Below are 17,637 nucleotides of genomic sequence, written 5' to 3' on the forward strand. Positions count from 1 at the left end.
TTCCGGGTGTCCGGCGCGTTGGTTCGACCGGAGCGGGGGCGGTGCGGGTCAGCCGACGTCGCGGCGGACGGCGAGGAGCGTTCCCAGCAATGCGGCGAGAAGACCGTAACCGAGCAGGACGACGGCCCCCTGCCACGGTTCCAGGACGTCCGGCGCCTGGAAGTCGGAGGTGACGGCCTGGATCGCGCCACCCGGCAGCCACTTGTAGACGACCTGGATCGCCCCCACCAGGGCCGCGATCGGCTCGATGACGAAGAGGTAGACCAGCGCGCCGACGATCGCCCCCACCTGGTTGCGGACCAGCGCCCCGACGCCCACGCCGATCACGGCGAACAGCACCAGGACCAGCCCGGACGAGATCACCGTCTGCAGGTTGTCGCCGGTCAGCGAGGGGGCGTTCCCGCGGGCTCCGGCGGCGACCAGCACGACGCCGACGTTGACCGCGAGGAGCAGCAGCGCGAACGGCACCGCGACCGCGGCGTAGGCGAGCAGCTTGGCGCCCACCACCCGTCCGCGGGACGGGGTGGTGAGGAAGGTCGGGACGGCGGTCTTGTGCCGGAACTCCTGGGTCATCCCGATGATCCCGAGGATGAGCAGGAAGACGTTCGCCTGGACCGCGACGGAGAGGGCCAGCTCTTCGTAGGCGGGAGTGCCGATCTCCGGCAGGGCCTGCTGGCCCTCCTCCTCCACTCCGGCCAGGACCGTGAAGAGCACCGAGAAGCCGGCGGTCATGAGGGCCCCGCCGATCAGCAGGCCGATCCAGAAGCGGGTGGTGAACAGCTTGGTCCACTCCGCGCGCACCAGTGCGGTCATCGTGCGGCCTTCCCCGCGGTGCCGGGGACGGGCGCGGCGTACTGCTCCTGGCCGGCGGTGAGCTGGAAGTAGATCTCCTCCAGGCCGCTGCTGTGCGGGCGCAGCTCGTGCAGCTCGACGCCGGCGGCGAAGGCCCGCGCCCCGATCTCGGCGCTGCTGCGGCCGTGCACCGTCACGCCGCCGTCCTCGTCGACGGTGACCGCGACCCCCTCCTCCCGCAGCAGCTCGGCGAGCCTGGCCGCCTGCGGGCTGCGCACCAGCACGGTCCCGGCGTCGTCGGCCCCGGAGCGCAGCTGCTCCATGGAGCCCTCGCGGACCAGCCGCCCCGCGCCCACGATGACCACCCGGTCGACCGTCTGCTCGACCTCCGACAGCAGGTGGCTGGAGACCAGGACGGTTCGCCCTTCCTCGTGCGCCATGTAGCGGAGGAAGCCGCGCAGCCACTGGATGCCCTCGGGGTCCAGGCCGTTCGCCGGCTCGTCGAGCACCAGGACGGCGGGGTCGCCGAGCAGGGCGGTGGCCAGCGCCAGCCGCTGCCGCATGCCCAGCGAGTAGCCACCCGCCCGCCGGCCCCCGGCGTCGGCCAGCCCGACCTGGGCGAGCACCTCGTCGGCGCGCTGCTCCGGCAGCCCGGCGGCCTGGCAGTAGACGCGCAGGTGGTTGCGCCCGGACCGGGCCGGGTGGAAGGCCGTCTCGAGCACGGCGCCCACGACGCGCACCGGGTCGGGCAGGTCCGCGTAGGGGACGCCGTCGAAGGTCGCGGTCCCGGCGTCGGGCCGCACGAGGCCGAGCACCATGCGCAGGGTCGTGGTCTTGCCCGCGCCGTTGGGGCCGAGGAAGCCGGTGACCGATCCCGGCTCGACGGTGAAGCCGAGGTCGGAGACCGCGCGCACGGCGCCGAAGTTCTTGGTGAGCCCGCTGACCTCGACCCGCACGGGGCCGGGCGCGGGTGGACGGGCGGTGGCGATGACGCTCTCCTCGTCGGCCGCGGGATGGTGCCGTCATCCAAGCGCACCGGGGCGCACCTGAGGGGAAATCTCGTGACCGGCAGCACACGACACGCCGTCGTCCCTTAGAGTGCGCGCCGTGAGCGATGCCGCGAGCGCCTATTCCACGGTCGTCGTCGGAACCGACGGATCGGAGTCCTCCCTGCGTGCGGTCGCCCGCGCCGGTGCCCTCGCCGGCGCCAGCGGTGCGACCCTCGTGATCGCCTGCGCCTACCTGCCGCTCGACGGCGAGGACCGGGACGTGGCGCGCGCCCAGGACGTCCTCGGCGACGAGGCGTACCAGGTCGTGGGGTCCCATCCCGCCGAGGACACGGTGCGCACCGCCGCCGACCGGGCGCGGAGCGCCGGCGCGAAGGACGTGAAGACGGTCGCCGTCGTCGGCTCGCCGGTGGAGACGCTGCTCGACGTCGTCCGGCGCGAGAACGCCGACCTGCTCGTGGTGGGCAACCGCGGCCTGGCGGGCATCAAGGGCCGGCTCCTGGGCTCCGTGCCCGCCGACGCCACCCGTCGCTCGCAGGTCGACGTGCTCGTCGTGCACACCACCGACTGAGCTCGCGACCGCGATGGACGACCCCCGGGAGGCGCTCCCGGGCCCCGGCGCGCGAGAGGCCCTGGAGCGGTTGCTGCTCGGCGGGCCGCGCCGGTACACGCGGCTGGAGGTCGGCGCGCGAGCCGGGATGCCCCCCGAGCGCACCCTGCGCCTCTGGCGGGCGCTCGGCTTCCCCGATGCCGCCGACGACGACCCGGTCTTCACCGACGCCGACGTCGAGGCGCTGGAGGTCCTCTCCACGCTGATCGACTCCGGCTTCATCGGGCCGGACAGCGAGGCCTCGATCGCCCGCGCGATGGGGCAGTCGCTGTCCCGGCTCGCCGACTGGCAGACCGACATGCTGGCCGACTCCCTCGCCCGGAGCGCGGACCGGACCGGAGAGCCGGTGAGCGCCGACGAGGCGGTTGGCGTCGCCCGGGAGCTGCTGCCCCGGCTGCGCGAGGTGCAGGACTACGTCTGGCGGCGGCACCTGGCGGCCAACGTCGACCGGCTGCTCGCGGCCGGCGGTCCGGGCGACCGGCGCGAGCTCGCCGTCGGCTTCGCCGACCTGGTCGGCTACACGTCGCGCAGCCGCGGCATGGGCGGACGGGAACTCGGGCGGATGGTCGAGGACTTCGAGAGCACCGCGGCGGAGGTCATCGCCCGCCACCACGGCCGGGTGGTCAAGACCGTCGGCGACGGCGTGCTGTTCACCGCCGCCTCGGCGACCGACGCGGCCGACATCGGGCTGGAGCTGCCCGACGCCTGGGACACCGCCGAGCGTCCGCCGCTGCGGGTCGGCGCCGCCTACGGTGCGGTGCTCACCCGGCTGGGCGACGTCTACTCGCCGGTGGTGAACCTGGCCAGTCGGCTCACCTCGCTGGCCCGCCCCGGGGCCCTGCTGGTCGACCGGGAGCTGGCCGACCGCCTGCGGGGGACCGGCGACTACCGGGTGCGGCCGCTGCGCCGGGTCTCGGTGCGGGGGTACGACCACCTGCAGCCGTGGCTGGTGCGCCCGCCGCGGGTGACGCACGACGAGGACGACGGCTACGACGAGGACGCCTTCGACACCGACGACTCGGGCGACCCCACGACCGACTGACGGCGACCGACCGACGGCGCCCGCCGGAGGGCTTGGCAGTCTGTAGGGATGAGCGCCACCCTCGTCGCGCGCGGACTGGCAGCCGGTCACGGCGCCCGCGTGCTGTTCTCCGGCCTGGATCTCGTCGTCGCCCCCGGCGACGTCGTCGGGCTGGTCGGCGTCAACGGAGCCGGGAAGTCCACCCTGCTGCGCACCCTCGCCGGGGAGATCCCGGCCGAGGCCGGCTCCGTCGTGCTCAGCCCGCCCACCGCCACCCTCGGCTACCTGCCCCAGGAGCACGAGCGCCGCGAGGACGAGACGGTGCTCGCCGCCCTGGCCCGGCGCACCGGGGTCGCCGAGGCGCAGGCGGCCATGGACGCCGCCACCGACGCGCTGGCCGCGGGTGAGCCGGGCGCGGACGACGCCTACGGCGACACCCTCGAGCGGTGGCTGGCCCTGGGCGGCGCCGACCTCGACGAGCGGGCCGCGGAGGTGGTCGCGGAGGTGGCGCCCGGCGTCGCCCTGGACGCGCTGATGACCGGGCTCTCCGGTGGTCAGGCCGCACGGGTCGGCCTGGCCACGCTGCTGCTGTCCCGCTACGACGTCCTGATGCTCGACGAGCCGACCAACGACCTGGACCTCGCCGGACTCGACCAGCTGGAGCGCTTCGTCGTCGGTGCGCGGTCCGGCGTCGTCGTGGTCAGCCACGACCGCGAGTTCCTCGCCCGCACCGTGAACCGGATCGTCGAGCTGGACCTCGCCCAGCAGCTGGTCCGGGTGCACGACGGCGGCTACGAGGCCTACCTGGCCGAGCGGGAGGTGGCCCGTCGGCACGCCCGCGAGGAGTACGAGGAGTTCGCCGACACGAAGGCGGGCCTCGAGGCGCGCGCCCAGATGCAGAAGAACTGGATGGCCAAGGGCGTCCGTGACTCCATCAAGAAGTCCAAGGACGGCGACAAGCACATCAAGGCGGCCAACCGCGCCTCGTCGGAGAAGCAGGCGGCCAAGGCCAAGCAGACCCAGCGGATGATCGAGCGGCTCGACGTGGTCGAGGAGCCCCGCAAGGAGTGGGAGCTGCGGATGGAGATCGCTGCGGCCCCGCGGGCGGGCGCGATCGTGGCGACCCTGCGCGGCGCCGTCGTCCGGCGGGGGAGCTTCACCCTCGGGCCGGTGGACCTGCAGGTCGACGGGGGCGACCGGGTGGCCATCACCGGGGCCAACGGCTCCGGCAAGTCGACGCTGCTGGCCGCGCTGCTGGGCCGCGTGCCGCTCGACGAGGGGACGACGTCGCTGGGCCCCTCGGTGCAGATCGGCGAGATCGACCAGGCCCGGAGCCGGTTCTTCGGGACCGAACAGCTGATGGACGCGTTCGGCGCCGAGGTGCCCGACTGGCCGACCGCCGAGGTGCGCACCCTGCTGGCGAAGTTCGGGCTGACCGCTGACCACGTGCTGCGGCCGGCCGTCACCCTCTCGCCGGGGGAGCGCACCCGCGCGGCGCTGGCACTGCTGCAGGCGCGCGGGGTGAACGTGCTGGTGCTGGACGAGCCGACCAACCACCTCGACCTGCCCGCGATCGAGCAGCTCGAGCAGGCGCTGGCGGGCTACACCGGCACGCTGCTCCTCGTCACCCACGACCGCCGGATGCTGGCTGCGGTGCGTACCGACCGCCGCCTCGAGGTCGACGGCGGCCGGGTCACCGAGCGCTGAGCACCGCGGGACGGCTCGCTGGTCAGCGGGAGGCTGACAACGCACGGAGGCGGCGAGCCAGCCGACGATCCCGCCGGCTCAGCCCACCGCCCAGCGACGCCCCCGTCACCGCCGGCCCCAGCAGTGCACCGACGACCCCGAGCAACGCGGCCCCCAGGCCCACCTCGGTGACCTGCTCTCGGCGTGACGAGCGCGCTGTCTCGACCCGCAGCACCTCCGTCGCCCAGGCGTGGGCCAGCCGCGCGACGTAGGGGTCCGGGTGCGCCTGCCCGCCGCGCGCGGCCCGGCGGACCCCGCGCCGACCACGTGCTCCCAGTTCACGCCACTCGCTCAGCGGCAGCACCACGCGACGGGTCCTCGTGCTCACGACCCAGATGCTGCCCTGCCGCCGGCAGGATCACCGAGCGCTGACCGGCTCCTCGCGGGGCGTGCTGAGCGCGAGGGTCAGGGCAGCCAGCGCGGCGGCACCGAGGAGCAGCACCCAGTACGGCACCAGCAACGCCAGCAGGGCCAGCAGCACCGGCGCGGCGAACCCGACGTAGGTGAGCGCGTAGTAGACGGCGGTGAGCCCGGCCAGCTCGCCCGGTGCCGCGATCCGCTGGGTCTGCAGCAGCCCCGAGACCAGGCAGCAGCCGTACCCGGTGCCCAGGACGACGGCGGCCGGCGCCACCAGCCAGGGCGACGTCGTGGCCGCGGCCGCTGCCGCGATGCCGAGCCCCAGGACGACGGCGCCGAGTCCCCACACGACGCCGCGGCGCGGAGAGGTCGCGGCGATCCGGCGGGCGGTCGGCTGGACGAGGAAACCGGTGCCGAGGGTGACCCCGGCGATCAACGCGCTGAAGGCGACGGTCCAGCCGGCGGTGGTGTCGGTGACCAGCCCGGGCAGGACGGCGATCGAGATCGTGGCCGAGCCGAACACCCACGGCGCCACGGGGGCGACCGAGCGGCGGAACCGGGGGTCGGCGGCCGAGCGCACCCGCAGGCGGGCCAGCGGGGAGCCTGCGGCGGCCGACGCCGCGGCCGGGACGACCGTCTCCGGCGCACGCCACAGCGGCACGAGCACCGCGAGCACGACGGCCAGGTGCGGCAGGTATGCGGTGACCAGCGGCGACGGCGCCCACTGCGCGAGCAGGCCGGCGACCACCGGGCCGAGGCAGAAGCCCGCCGTCAGCGACATCGCCGCCCGGCGGGCGCCGGACCCCTCGCGGGCCCCGGGGTCGAAGCGCTCGGTGGAGAGCTCCTCGACCCAGGCGCTCCCGGCGGCGAAGGCGGCGCCGCTGGCCAGGCCCGCGAGCAGCCGCCCGGCGTAGAGCGCCCACAGGTCCCCGATCATCAGCACCGCCGTCGCCAGCAGCGACACCACCGCGGCGACCCGCAGCACCGGCGTGCGGCCCCGGCGGTCGGAGATCGGGCCGAGCACGAGCAGCGCGGGGATGAGGCCGAGCGCGTACGCGCCGACGAGGGCGTCGACGGTGGCCACGGAGAGGCCGGAGTCCTCGCGGTAGGCGACCAGCAGGCTGACGAACTGGTTGGCGCCCCAGCCGATGGCGAACATCGTCAGGGCGACCGGGAGCCACGCCCGGCGCGGCGTCCGGGGCGGGGCGACCGTCACCTGATCAGGGTGCCGGGCGCGGCTCGCGAGCCGTCACCCGGGGTCGGGCGAGCCGTCCAGCGCCTCGGACAGCCCGACGGTGTCCATCGCCGACCAGGTGGCGTCCACCCGGTGGGCGAGCACCAGGAGATCGCGCAGCTCCCCGGACCGGTCGCGGATGTGGTCCTCCAGCAGGGCCTCGCCGCGGAACCCGAGCCCGGTGAAGAGCGCCAGCGCCGAGCCCTGCTCGGCGACCACCTCGACCACCAGCTTGGTGGCGCCCGCCGAGATCGCCTCGGTGACCGCGTGCCGGGCCAGCACCCGGCCCAGACCCGTTCCCCGGCTCTGCGGGCCCACCACCAGCCGGAGCTCGGCGACGTGGTCGGACCACCCGGAGAGCCGGCGGACGGCGACGTACCCGTCGATGCCGCCGTCGGCGCCGGTGGCCACCCACCGTGAGCTGCCGTCCTCGACCCAGCTGCGCACGGTGGCCGGGTCGGTGACGTCCTCCTTGATGAAGGTCCGGTCGCCCTCGGGCAGCCCGGAGAAGAAGCTCAGCAGCGCGTCCGCGTGGCCAGGGCCGACTGCCTCGACCGTGCTCTCCGGGTTCCGCTCCACCTGGTCGGTCACCTCAGGCTCCCTTCGCCATGCCGGGTGCGCCGACGGTATCGCTCCGCCGGCGCAGGAAGTCGATGATCGTGGGGACCGTCGTCTTCGCCGCCGTCCTGCCGACGACGAGCCCCATGTGCCCGGCGGGCAACACCAGTTCGTGCTTGTCGGGCGAGCCGACCAGGTCGATCAACGGCGCGGTGGCGGCGGTCGGCACGATGTGGTCCCGCTCGGCCCGCACGGTCAGGAACGGCACCCGGATGTCGGACAGGTGGACCGGGTCGCCGCCGACGCTCAGCCGGTCGTTCACCATCCCGTTGTCGCGCACGAGCATCCGCACGGTCTGCCGGGCGGCGCGGCCAGGGAAGGGCACGTGGTCGTCCGACCAGCCGGTCATCGCCTGGTAGGAGGCGACGTACTCGTCGTTCCAGAGCCGTTCCCACAGGGTCACGTAGCGGGTGATGTCCGCGGTCGGCGTGAGCGTGCGGAAGCCCTGCAGGACGACCTGCGGCGGAACGTTGCCGTCCTCGTTGAGGACCGAGTCCACCTCCAGGCCGCCCTTGGCGAAGACGTCGGCCAGCGGGCCCATGTGCCGGAAGTCGACCGGTGTCGCCAGCACGGTGAGGCTGCGCAGGGGCGAGTCCGGGTGGTGGGCCGCGTGCAGCAGCGAGAGGTCGCCGCCGAAGCAGTAGCCGAAGAGGTTCACCTCGTCGGCGCCGGAGAGCTCGAGCACCCGGTCGATCGCGGCGGGGATGTAGTCGTCGGCGTAGTCCTCGAGCCCGTTGCCGGCGTCGCGCTCGTCGGGCTCGCCCCAGTCGACCATGTAGACGTCGAACCCGGCGCGGAGCAGCTGCTCGATGAAGCTGTTGCCCGGCGAGAGGTCGAGGATGTAGCTGCGGCTGATCATGCTGAAGACCAGCAGCAGGGGAGGGGAGTGGCGCACCCCGCCGTGGACCTCGGGGTCGTTGCGGTAGTGCCACAACTGGGTGCGGCCGCGTTCCCACACGACGTCCTTGGCCGTGCAGCCGACACCGGGCCGGTCGACGCCCGCGACCAGCTTGATGCCGTTACGCGCTCGTAGGGCGTTGCGCTCGACGTCGCGCCGGACGCGGTCGAGGATCGTCTGCGGGTTCGGCACGGTCGGCATGGCTGTCCTCCGTCGTCGGCGGTTCGGGGGTGCGCGACGGGAGCGCGCGGGTTCGTTCGGTCCGGCGTTCGGCTTCCAGGGCCACGGTCAGCCGGCGGACCTCCCGGTCCAGCGCGCCGACCTGGGCCCGCAGCCGGTGCACGTCGCTGCCGGCGGGCAGGTTCACCAGGTGCCAGGCACGGGCGGTGAGGCCCTGGGCGGAGGAGCGTGCGGCGGTCGTCGCCCGGCGCACCAGGGCCACGCCCAGGGCGAAGCCGGGGGAGCGCACCAGGTCGTCGGCGCGGGGGGTGACCGCGCGGTCGACGGCGTCGTAGGCCTGCCGCCAGAGCGGCGGCTCGCCGCTCATCGGGACCCCACCTCGGCCGGGACCTCCACCGCCCGGCGGAGGATCTTCCCGGTCGGCCCCTTCGGCAGCGCCTCGACCAGCCAGAGGTGGCGGGGGTACTTGTAGGCGGCCACGCGGGCCTTGGCGAACTCGCGCAGCTCGTCGACCTCGGCGGAGGCGCCCGGCTTCAGCGCGACCGCTGCGGCGACCTCTTCGCCCAGCTCGGGGTGGGCGATGCCGATGACGGCGACCTCGGCCACGGCCGGGTGCTCGTAGAGGGCTTCCTCGATCTCCCGCGGGTAGACGTTGTAGCCGCCGCGGATGATCATCTCCTTCTTGCGGTCGACGATGAAGTAGTAGCCGTCGTCGTCCCGGCGGGCCAGGTCGCCGGTGCGGAACCAGCCGTCCGGGATGGCCTTCGCCGTCTCCTCGGTGCGCTGCCAGTAGCCCTTCATCACGTTCTCGCCCCGGATGGCGATCTCGCCCACCTCGCCCTCGGCCACGTCCTTGCCGTCGTCGTCGACCAGCCGCATCTCCACGCCCTCGATGGGAGTGCCGATCGACCCGGGCTTGCGCTCGGCGTGCGGGTGGTTGAACGAGGCGACCGGCGAGGTCTCGCTCAGCCCGTATCCCTCCAGGATGATGCAGCCGAACTGCTCCTCGAAGCTCCGCATGATCTCCACGGGCATCGCCGAGCCGCCGGAGACGCACAGCCGCAGGCTGGACATGTCGTACTGGTCGCGGTCGGGTGCGTGCAGCATCCCGGCGAACATGGTCGGGACGCCCTCGAAGATCGTGACCCGGTCGCGTTGCACCACCGAGAGCGCCTTGCTCCCGTCGAAGCGGGGGACGAGCGTCAGGCAGGCCCGGGCCAGCACCGCCGCGTTCAGCCCGCAGGTGAGCCCGAAGACGTGGAACAGCGGCAGGCAGCCCATGATCACGTCGTCCTGGGTCGACTCGACCAGGTCGCGGCCGCCGGTGCGCGCGTTGCTGCGCAGGTTGGCGTGCGTCAGCTGGGCGCCCTTGGGCTGCCCGGTGGTGCCGGAGGTGTAGAGGATGACCGCGTCGTCGTCGTCGGCCCGCTCCACCGCGGCGGTCAGCGACTCGTCGCCGAGCAGCTCCTCGGGGAACGCCGCGCTCACGGTCACCGCCTCGGTGCCGACCTTGCCGGCCGCCTCCTGCACGGGGCCGGCGCTGCCGTCGAGGGCGACGACCACCCGGGCGCCGGAGTCCTCCAGGTAGTACTCGACCTCGCGTGCCTTGAGCAGCGGGTTCATCGGCACGACGGCGGCTCCGGCCAGTAGTGCCCCGTAGAAGACGACGGGGAACGCGATGACGTTCGGCAGCACCAGCCCGACGCGGTCACCGGGTGCGACGCCGCGGTCCTGCAGCGACGCGGCCACCCGCAGGGCCGCGTCGGCGAACTCGCGGTAGGTCAGGACGGCGTCGTCCATCCGGAGCGCGGTGTGGTCGGGCGCTTGGTCGGCGGCGTCGAGCAGGTTCTGCGCGAGATTTGTCATCGTCTGGTCCCCCTGTGGCCGGATGCGGCGACGGGGTCCTACCCGGCTGATGCGTGATGTACCGCACAGGATGGATACGGTGGCGACAACCGCACGACGACGTTCGGAACCAGACACCTTTCCCGGGGGAGCCCGCCATGCCCGATCCGACGATCCTCGACATGTTCCACCTCGACGGCCGGGTGGCGATCGTCACCGGGGCCTCCTCGGGGCTGGGCGCCGTCTTCGCCCGCACGCTCGCCGAGGCCGGCTGCGACGTCGTGCTCGGCGCGCGACGGGTGGACAGGCTGGCCGAGACCCAGCGCGCGGTGGAGGAGACCGGGCGGCGGGCGCTGTCGGTGCAGACCGATGTCGCCAAGGTGGAGGACTGCCAGGGGCTGGTCGACGCCGCCATGGCCGAGTTCGGCAAGGTCGACATCCTGGTCAACAACGCCGGCATCGGTACCGCCACCCCGGCGACGCGGGAGACGCCCGACCAGTTCCGCTCGGTCATCGACGTCAACCTCAACGGCTGCTACTGGATGGCGCAGGCCTGCGGCCGGGTGATGCAGCCCGGCAGCTCGATCATCAACATCTCCAGCATCCTGGGGTTGACCACTGCCGGGCTTCCGCAGGCGGCGTACGCCGCCAGCAAGGCAGGCCTCATCGGGCTGACCCGGGACCTTGCCCAGCAGTGGACCGGGCGCAAGGGCATCCGGGTCAACGCGCTCGCCCCGGGCTTCTTCGCCTCCGAGATGACCGACCAGTACCCCGAGGGCTACCTCGACCAGCAGATGACCCGGGTGCTGGCCGGCCGTGCCGGTGACCCCCGCGAGCTGGCGGCGGCGCTGGTGTTCCTCGCCAGCGACGCCGGCGGCTACGTGACCGGCACGACCATCCCGGTCGAGGGCGGGATGCTCACCAGCTGAGCCCCGCCCCCGGCGGGGTCAGCGGGCCTGCCGTCCTAGTTCAAATAGCCCTTTAGTCGCTTCTGCCATTTAGTGATGCGCTCTAGCTCAAACTGCATCTCGTCGATTTCGGGCGGCACGTAGTTGGTAACAGGTGCGTTGTCATGGCGCCGAGCCCACTTCGAGGAAGCGCTGTAGCCTTGCTGAAAGTCCTCATTGTCTGCGGGCGTGATGGAGGCGAGAAGGCGAAAGGCCATTGGGCGAACCTCGGACGCGCCTATGTCGAAAACCTTATTCACGACTTCGGAACTAACGCAGCGTTCCCACGTCTCTGAGAGGTTGCCCGCCCAAGCTGCGACCCGCTGTTCATACTCGGACTCCGCCAGCGCTGGTCGGTCCTTCTCGAGCTTCTTGAGATCGACATCTAGTTGATTTCGTCGGGAACCGAAGTCCTTCGCTCGCCATGGCAGTTCTTGTCGAACCAGTCCGGGTTGCGTCTTGCCCACTCGTTCTATCGCACGCGGGGTTACTTGAACGCCCGCCTGGTGGGCGACCTTTACCAGGTCTCCAATGAATGATATCTCGTGACTGAAGACAACGACCTGGCGGTCTGCAGCAAGCTCGACAAGTCGTTGCGCGACGTTGAACCTGCGGACGTGGTCGAGGGAGGTGACCGGATCGTCCAGGACGAGTCCGGACTTGGAAGCGTCGAAGTGCGCTTCTGTGAAGAATCCAGCGAGTCCGAGGGCGGTCTGCTCGCCCTCGCTGAGGACGCTCACTGCAGTTGCCGTTTTGTGTTTCGCGCCGAGCAAGTCCGGCTGCTGAGTCATCTGCCCCTTCCTGCCACCAAGGTCCTTCAACGTAACCCGCGTCAACCTCAGTCGGTCAGTCTCGCGTGTGAACCTATCGACGATCAGATTGGTGGCGTAGGACCGTGCGAGCGCCGAAGACTTCTGGGTGATGCTCGAAGTATCTGCTTTGGTTCGCGCGGCCCGGAGCCTTTGGATCGACGCCTGGCGCATCACCTCTTGCTTGAGGAGTTTGACCGACTTTGCGAGCAGGGCGCTGGCATCCGCCTCCTTCCGAGCGCGCGTTGCCGCTTCCAGAGCCTTCTGAAACCCTCTGACGTCCGTTTGGGCGGCTCGGGTCTCCAGGGCATTGGCGATCTCTTCAAGCTTGCGAAGAACAGGAGAATCTTCGAACGGGACCGGTGCCGGATCCCCCTCCGTGACATAAGAAAGGAGTAGGGAACGCTGCTGGTCGAAGGAGGCTAGAAGCTCTCGAGCGCTGGCAGCCAGCTTGGGATCGAGTTCGCCGAGCGACGCAAGCGCGGCGCTCGCCCTGGGTGTGACGGCCGCAAGTGAGCGCAGGTCTGATGTCAAAAGGGCCAACGCCCCCTCGGCGGTCCGAGCCTCCTGCTCTGTCGTGTCCCTCATGTAGCCGTCAAAGCGCCGTAGGTGCTCGGTCCCGTCGGCGCCGAGTTCTTGCTGGCAGAGGACGCAACGCGCTCCATCGACTGTGTGGGGGAAATTGTGGTCGGGGTAAGCGACCGATGAAGAGTATTCGCGGGCTGCCTCCCAGAGGCTTCGCCATGCTGCCGCACCAACACCTGGCAGATCCGTTCCAGCCATGCTCTCGGTGACAGCAATGTTTGCGGCCTCCCGTTTCGACACAGCTAGCTCTATGGCGAGGGTCAACGTCTGTTGGGCGGCCGAGTCGAGCGACCTTTGTAGGGTCAGGGCGTGATCCCGAAGATCCCGAATCGCACTGGCCTGTGACCGCAGCAGCGCTTGCTCCTTGCCCGGATCCGTTGCTTTCAGGCGCGCTTCCTCGTGAAGGGCCTTTGCCCTGTCCTCATTTGCGGTGGGCGGCAGGATTGTGGCCGTGTCGATTGCCGGATCGCTGGTGGTGGCATTGAGACTCGAGAAGAATGTGCCCGCCACGGTGGTCGGATCGATACTCAGTTGCAGCTTTCCTGCCTCAAGGGTATCGATCCGCTCCTGCAGGGTGAGACGGAGGGAGTCGCAAACCCCGATAAGCCCGTCGATCACACCGAGTGCTGAGGGGCGGTATGTGATCGTAGATTGCTTAGTAAGGTAGGCGTCTCCGCAGTGCTCGTCGTAGAAACTGACTTTGCGGATTCTCGAACTCGCTGCGCCGGGGAAGGCTTCGCTTACCGACTCGGCACCGGCGGTGTATACAAGTTCGGCGGACGGGAGGAGGGGGTTGTCGCTGAATACGTCTGGCAGGATCTCGCTGGAATGCCTGGCGCCTACCAGGTGCTTGATAAGGCGGGCATACCCGCTCTTCCCGCTTCCGTTGGCGCCGAAAACCACCGTGAGTCCGCTGGGCGCGAAGTCCAAGCTGCCGTCGTTGATTAGGGCGTTAACGCCGATTACCTTGTGCACCTTGGTGAGGGAGACGGTCTCGGGTGTGTCCGACTTGAGGGCGAGGCCCTTGGCGTCCTGACTGGGTGCGTCGGCAGTGCCGGTCAGAATTGCGTCCGCGAGTTCGGCGATCTCCTGTTGTGAGTAGTCCTTGCCCTCCGCAAGGCTCACGAGTACCTGCTGCTGCCATGCAGGGCGAGTCAGGGCCCATTCAAGGATGTCGCCTTCAATACTCACCCGTCCATCCTGCCGCACCGGCTCCGCCAAAAGAAGCCCTTCGAGGGGCTGTGCCGCCAGGCGCCTTGCCGCTGGTGGGGAGTAGTGCTCGACGGTTCTGGCGCAACTGGCCTTCCCCGCAGTGCCTTACTCGTTGTCTCGTGACTCGGCCCGCTCGATGAGCGCGGTGATCCGGTCGGTGAGCTGGGTCCAGAGCTCGCGCGGCAGGTCGTGCCCCATGCCGTCGACGACGAACAGCTCTGCACCCGGCACGGCGGCGGCGGTCGCCCGACCGCCGGTCACGTTCACCAGCGAGTCCTGCTCGCCGTGGATCACCAGCGTCGGGACGGCGACCTTCCCGAGGTCGGCGGTCCGGTCGTGGGTGCTGAGGATGGCGGCGAGCTGGCGGGAGACCCCCGCCGGGTCGTAGGCGCGGTCGAAGGAGAGCCCGGCCCGGTCGCGGACGGCGGCCTCGTCGAACTCGAAACCAGGGGAGCCGATCACCCGGTAGGTGTCGACGACCCGCTGGATCGCGCCCTCCCGCTCGCTCGCCGGCGCGGCCAGCAGCACGCCGAGGGCCGCCTCCGCGGGAGCGCCGACAGCCGGGTCGCCGGTCGTGGACATGATCGAGGTCAGGCTGCGCACCCGCTCCGGGTGGGCGATCGCCACCAGCTGGGCGATCATCCCGCCCATCGAGGCGCCGACGACGTGCACGCTGTCCAGGCCGAGGGCGTCGAGCAGGCCGACGGTGTCCTCGGCCAGGTCAGGCAGGCCGTAGGCGACGGTCGACCGGTCGCCACCGAGCACCGCCATGACGTCGGCCGGGCCGGCGTCGTGCAGGTGCGTGGAGAGCCCGATGTCGCGGTTGTCGAAGCGGACGACGTAGTGGCCGCGCGCCGCGATGCCGGCGCAGAACTCGTCGGGCCAGCCGATCATCTGCGTGGCCAGCCCCATCACGAGCAGGACCGGGGTGTCGGAGGGGTCGCCGAACGTCTCGTAGGCGATCTCGAGGTCGCCGACGGATGCCTTCTGGATGTCGCTGGTCGCCATGCCGCGGACGTTAGCCGAGCGGGTCGATCATCGTGATCCCGGCCACGACCGCGCGGTCGAACACCGGCAGCAGGGCGGCCGCCTCCTCGAGGCCCACGACGCGCTCGATCAGCTTCTGGGGTGCCAGAGCGCCCTGCTCGATGAGCGCGAGCATGCCCGGGTAGTCGACCGCGGCCATGCCGTGGCTGCCGAGCACGTCGAGCTCCCAGCCGATGACGCGGTCCATCGGCACCCGCGGGTGGCCGCTGATCGAGGGGAGCAGGCCGATCTGCACGTGCCGGCCGCGCCGGCGCAGGCTGTGCACCGCGTCCGCGCAGGTCTGCTCGCTGCCGACGGCGTCGACGGCGACGTGGCTGCCGCCCCCGGTGAGCGCGTGCACCGCCGCCGGGACGTCGGAGCCGTCGGCGAGGAGCACCTCGTCGGCGCCGAGCTCCCGGGCCACGGCCAGCGCCTCGGGATTGCGGTCGACGGCGACCACGCGGGCGCCCAGGGCCTTGCCGATCATCACCGCGCTCAACCCGACACCGCCGGCGCCGACCACCGTCAGCCACTCGTCGCCGGTGAGGTCCGCCCGGTCCAGCAGCCCGCGGTACGCCGTCGCGAAGCGGCAGCCGAGGCTCGCCGCCGCCTCGAAGCCGACGCCGTCGGGAATGGCGACGAGGTTGGTGTCGGCGGCGTGCAGCGCGACGTACTCGGCGAAGGAGCCCCAGTGGGTGAAGCCCGGCTGCTTCTGGGCGGGGCAGACCTGGGCGTTGCCCGAGGAGCACCACTCGCAGGCGCCGCAGCCCTCGACGAACGGCACGGTGACCCGGTCGCCGACCGCCCAGCGGGTGACGCCGGAACCGACCGCGCTGACGACGCCGGCGAGCTCGTGACCGGGCACGTGCGGCAGGGCGATGTCGTCGTGCCCGACCCAGGCGTGCCAGTCGCTGCGGCACAGCCCGGTGGCGTGCACCCGCACCACGACGCCGCCGGCCGGCGCCTCGGGCACCGGCACCTCGCGCACCTCCGGGGGTGCGCCGCTGGCATCGAAGATCACTGCTCGCACGGGGACGCCCTCGCTCTCGATCCGGCCCGCAACGAGTCCGGCCCGCACTGCCGAGGGGCGGTGCGGGCCGGTTCGTGGAGTGCCCCCGGCAGGATTCGAACCTGCGCCCCTGCCTCCGGAGGGCAGTGCTCTATCCCCTGAGCTACGGGGGCTCGGGGCAGGGAAGAAGCTACCAGCCCCGGACCGTGGTCCGGACGGCGGCCCCGCCGCTCAGGGAGCGGGGAGGGGAGTGCCGCCGCGGGCCGTGAGCATGTCGGTCATCGTCTCCGTCTCGGCCCCCTGCGCCTGCTCGATCGAGCGGGCGAGGTCGCGCACGGCCTTCACCTCGGCGTGCGCGGCGGCGTCCTTCGCCATGTCGAAACCGCCCTGGTGGTGGCGGATCATCAGCCGGAGGAACTCGACGTCGAACTCGGTGCCCGACAGGCCCCGGAGCTCCGCCAGCTCCTCCTCGGTGGCCATGCCCGGCATCAGCGCGCCCGAGCCCATGTCCATGCCGCTCATGTCGTGACCGCTGTGCCCCTCGTCGGTCATCCAGGCCATCGTCTCGCCGCCGGTGAGGGTCAGCCCCCACAGCACGAGCCAGCCCTGCATGCGGCCGGCCTGGTTGGTCTGGGTGGCCGAGATGTCGAAGGCCAGCGACTCCACCTCGGGGTCCTCGCTGCGCTCGGCGACCAGGTTGGCCATCTCCACGCCCTGCAGGTGGTGACGCGACATGTCCCGGGAGAAGCCGGCGTCCACGGAATCCGTCGCCGGCGTCGGTGCTCCCCGGTCGCCGAGACCGAGGAGCACCGCGAGTCCACCGCCGAGCACCACGAGGGCGACGGCGATGACGGCGATCAGCGCGACCCTCAGCGGAGTGCGGGTCGTCCGCGGGCTGGTCAGGGCGTGCCGCTCTCGTCGGCCGGAGCGGTCTCCTCAGCCGGCGCGGCAGCCGGGTCGTCGCTCTCCAGCAGCGGTGCGGCGAGGAAGCTCGGGCTCTCGCAGGTGGCGCCGGGCTCGGGGAAGGAGCGCTTCTTGTTGAGCTCGTCGTCGTCGCCGTAGGGCTGGCTGTTGTAGGTCATCAGCTCGGCGAACTGCTTGATCCGCTCGTCGTCGACGCTGTCCACCTTCAGCTGGTGGTTCCACGACTGCAGGCTGATCGGGGAGTCCAGCCCCTCGTAGGGCGCCAGTAGCCGGCCGGACACGCCGTCCACCAGCTCGCTCAGCGTCTCGACGTCGTCGTCGGAGACCTCGTCCGGGTTGTAGGCGATCCAGACGGCGCCGTGCTCCAGGCTGTGCACCGCGTTCTCGTGCCGGATGTCGGCGTCGTACACGGTGCCGGTGCAGTCGGCCCAGAGGTTGGCGTGCGGGCCGCCGACGGGCGGGGCCTCGTCGTAGGCGATCGGGTTGTCGTCGTGCTGCGCGCCCTCGAAGTCGAAGGCCTCCACGCCGGAGATCTCCTCGACGGACTCGACCTTGTTCGCGTTGGCCTCGTTCACCTTGACCACCGCGTAGCCGAGGACGGCGGCGGCGAACAGGGCGACGACGATGGCGCCGGCGATCAGCCCCCACGGCCGCTGCTGGGCCACGACCTGCGTCGGGGGGCGGGTGCGACCGCTCTTCCCGCGGCCCCCGCCGCCGGTTCCACGGCTCTTGTCGGGCGTGCGGTCCTTGGCCAAGGCCTCTCCTCGATACGGGCGCGTGCGCGCGGATGCCGGACCCGTTCGGGTCCCGGCGGCTG

17 protein-coding genes and 1 tRNA gene are annotated in these 17,637 nt (G+C 71.8%); 4 read left to right on the forward strand and 14 right to left on the reverse strand.

The window, feature by feature from the left end; genetic code table 11:
* Positions 1-48: 48 nt before the first annotated feature.
* Positions 49-813: an ABC transporter permease gene (locus tag LBW97_RS15625; protein ID WP_224500280.1), complete on the reverse strand. Its 765-nt coding sequence runs from the start codon at positions 811-813 to the stop codon at positions 49-51.
* Positions 810-1,748: an ABC transporter ATP-binding protein gene (locus LBW97_RS15630; RefSeq protein WP_224500281.1), complete on the reverse strand. Its 939-nt coding sequence runs from the start codon at positions 1,746-1,748 to the stop codon at positions 810-812. The genes LBW97_RS15625 and LBW97_RS15630 overlap by 4 nt, the downstream gene beginning before the upstream one ends.
* 151 nt (positions 1,749-1,899) lie before the next feature.
* On the opposite strand from LBW97_RS15630, the gene LBW97_RS15635 reads away from it, so the two are divergent.
* From LBW97_RS15635 to LBW97_RS15645, 3 genes are read left to right on the forward strand one after another with little or no spacing between them, the layout of a single operon-like run.
* The gene (locus LBW97_RS15635) at positions 1,900-2,370 is read left to right on the forward strand and encodes a universal stress protein (RefSeq protein WP_224500282.1); all 471 of its coding nucleotides are present in this window, start codon (positions 1,900-1,902) and stop codon (positions 2,368-2,370) included.
* Between the two features lie 13 nt (positions 2,371-2,383).
* A complete protein-coding gene (locus LBW97_RS15640; RefSeq protein ID WP_224500283.1) occupies positions 2,384-3,451 on the forward strand; it encodes an adenylate/guanylate cyclase domain-containing protein in 1,068 nt (355 codons plus the stop codon).
* Positions 3,452-3,499: 48 nt separating this feature from the next.
* Positions 3,500-5,137 carry an ABC-F family ATP-binding cassette domain-containing protein gene (locus LBW97_RS15645; protein WP_224500284.1) on the forward strand — a complete coding sequence of 546 codons (1,638 nt, stop codon included), beginning with the start codon at positions 3,500-3,502 and terminating at the stop codon, positions 5,135-5,137.
* 22 nt (positions 5,138-5,159) lie between these two features.
* On the opposite strand, the gene LBW97_RS15650 is transcribed toward LBW97_RS15645, so the two are convergent.
* From LBW97_RS15650 to LBW97_RS15675, 6 genes are read right to left on the reverse strand one after another with little or no spacing between them, the layout of a single operon-like run.
* The gene (locus LBW97_RS15650; protein WP_224500285.1) at positions 5,160-5,504 is read right to left on the reverse strand and encodes a hypothetical protein; all 345 of its coding nucleotides are present in this window, start codon (positions 5,502-5,504) and stop codon (positions 5,160-5,162) included.
* A gap of 30 nt (positions 5,505-5,534) precedes the next feature.
* Positions 5,535-6,749: an MFS transporter gene (locus LBW97_RS15655; RefSeq protein ID WP_224500286.1), complete on the reverse strand. Its 1,215-nt coding sequence runs from the start codon at positions 6,747-6,749 to the stop codon at positions 5,535-5,537.
* 33 nt (positions 6,750-6,782) lie between these two features.
* On the reverse strand, positions 6,783-7,358 hold the full coding sequence (locus LBW97_RS15660) for a GNAT family N-acetyltransferase (protein ID WP_224500287.1): 576 nt from the start codon (positions 7,356-7,358) through the stop codon (positions 6,783-6,785).
* Position 7,359: 1 nt separating this feature from the next.
* Positions 7,360-8,484 carry an alpha/beta fold hydrolase gene (locus LBW97_RS15665; protein WP_224500288.1) on the reverse strand — a complete coding sequence of 375 codons (1,125 nt, stop codon included), beginning with the start codon at positions 8,482-8,484 and terminating at the stop codon, positions 7,360-7,362.
* Positions 8,405-8,830 carry a hypothetical protein gene (locus LBW97_RS15670; protein ID WP_224500289.1) on the reverse strand — a complete coding sequence of 142 codons (426 nt, stop codon included), beginning with the start codon at positions 8,828-8,830 and terminating at the stop codon, positions 8,405-8,407. Before LBW97_RS15670 ends, LBW97_RS15665 begins: the two co-directional genes overlap by 80 nt.
* Positions 8,827-10,329 carry a long-chain fatty acid--CoA ligase gene (locus LBW97_RS15675; RefSeq protein ID WP_224500290.1) on the reverse strand — a complete coding sequence of 501 codons (1,503 nt, stop codon included), beginning with the start codon at positions 10,327-10,329 and terminating at the stop codon, positions 8,827-8,829. Before LBW97_RS15675 ends, LBW97_RS15670 begins: the two co-directional genes overlap by 4 nt.
* Before the next feature lie 137 nt (positions 10,330-10,466).
* Between LBW97_RS15675 and LBW97_RS15680 the strand changes: the two genes are divergently transcribed.
* On the forward strand, positions 10,467-11,237 hold the full coding sequence (locus tag LBW97_RS15680) for an SDR family NAD(P)-dependent oxidoreductase (protein ID WP_224500291.1): 771 nt from the start codon (positions 10,467-10,469) through the stop codon (positions 11,235-11,237).
* Between the two features lie 35 nt (positions 11,238-11,272).
* Here LBW97_RS15680 and LBW97_RS15685 read toward each other — a convergent pair whose 3' ends face one another.
* The 6 genes from LBW97_RS15685 to LBW97_RS15710 all read right to left on the reverse strand — a co-directional run bounded on the left by LBW97_RS15685 (position 11,273) and on the right by LBW97_RS15710 (position 17,575).
* Positions 11,273-13,840: a hypothetical protein gene (locus tag LBW97_RS15685; protein WP_224500292.1), complete on the reverse strand. Its 2,568-nt coding sequence runs from the start codon at positions 13,838-13,840 to the stop codon at positions 11,273-11,275.
* Positions 13,841-13,966: 126 nt separating this feature from the next.
* Entirely contained in the window at positions 13,967-14,869 is a 903-nt protein-coding gene (locus LBW97_RS15690; RefSeq protein ID WP_224500293.1) for an alpha/beta fold hydrolase, read from the reverse strand.
* A 10-nt stretch (positions 14,870-14,879) separates the two neighbouring features.
* Entirely contained in the window at positions 14,880-15,917 is a 1,038-nt protein-coding gene (locus LBW97_RS15695; protein WP_224500294.1) for a zinc-dependent alcohol dehydrogenase family protein, read from the reverse strand.
* Positions 15,918-15,997: 80 nt separating this feature from the next.
* Positions 15,998-16,069 (reverse strand) — tRNA-Arg (locus LBW97_RS15700).
* Positions 16,070-16,127: 58 nt separating this feature from the next.
* Positions 16,128-16,706: a DUF305 domain-containing protein gene (locus tag LBW97_RS15705; RefSeq protein WP_224500295.1), complete on the reverse strand. Its 579-nt coding sequence runs from the start codon at positions 16,704-16,706 to the stop codon at positions 16,128-16,130.
* An 89-nt stretch (positions 16,707-16,795) separates the two neighbouring features.
* Complete coding sequence (locus LBW97_RS15710; protein WP_224500296.1) at positions 16,796-17,575, reverse strand: DUF3105 domain-containing protein; 780 nt, start codon at positions 17,573-17,575, stop codon at positions 16,796-16,798.
* Positions 17,576-17,637: the final 62 nt, after the last annotated feature.

This window comes from Blastococcus sp. LR1 (assembly GCF_020166105.1).
Taxonomy (GTDB): Bacteria; Actinomycetota; Actinomycetes; order Mycobacteriales; family Geodermatophilaceae; genus Blastococcus.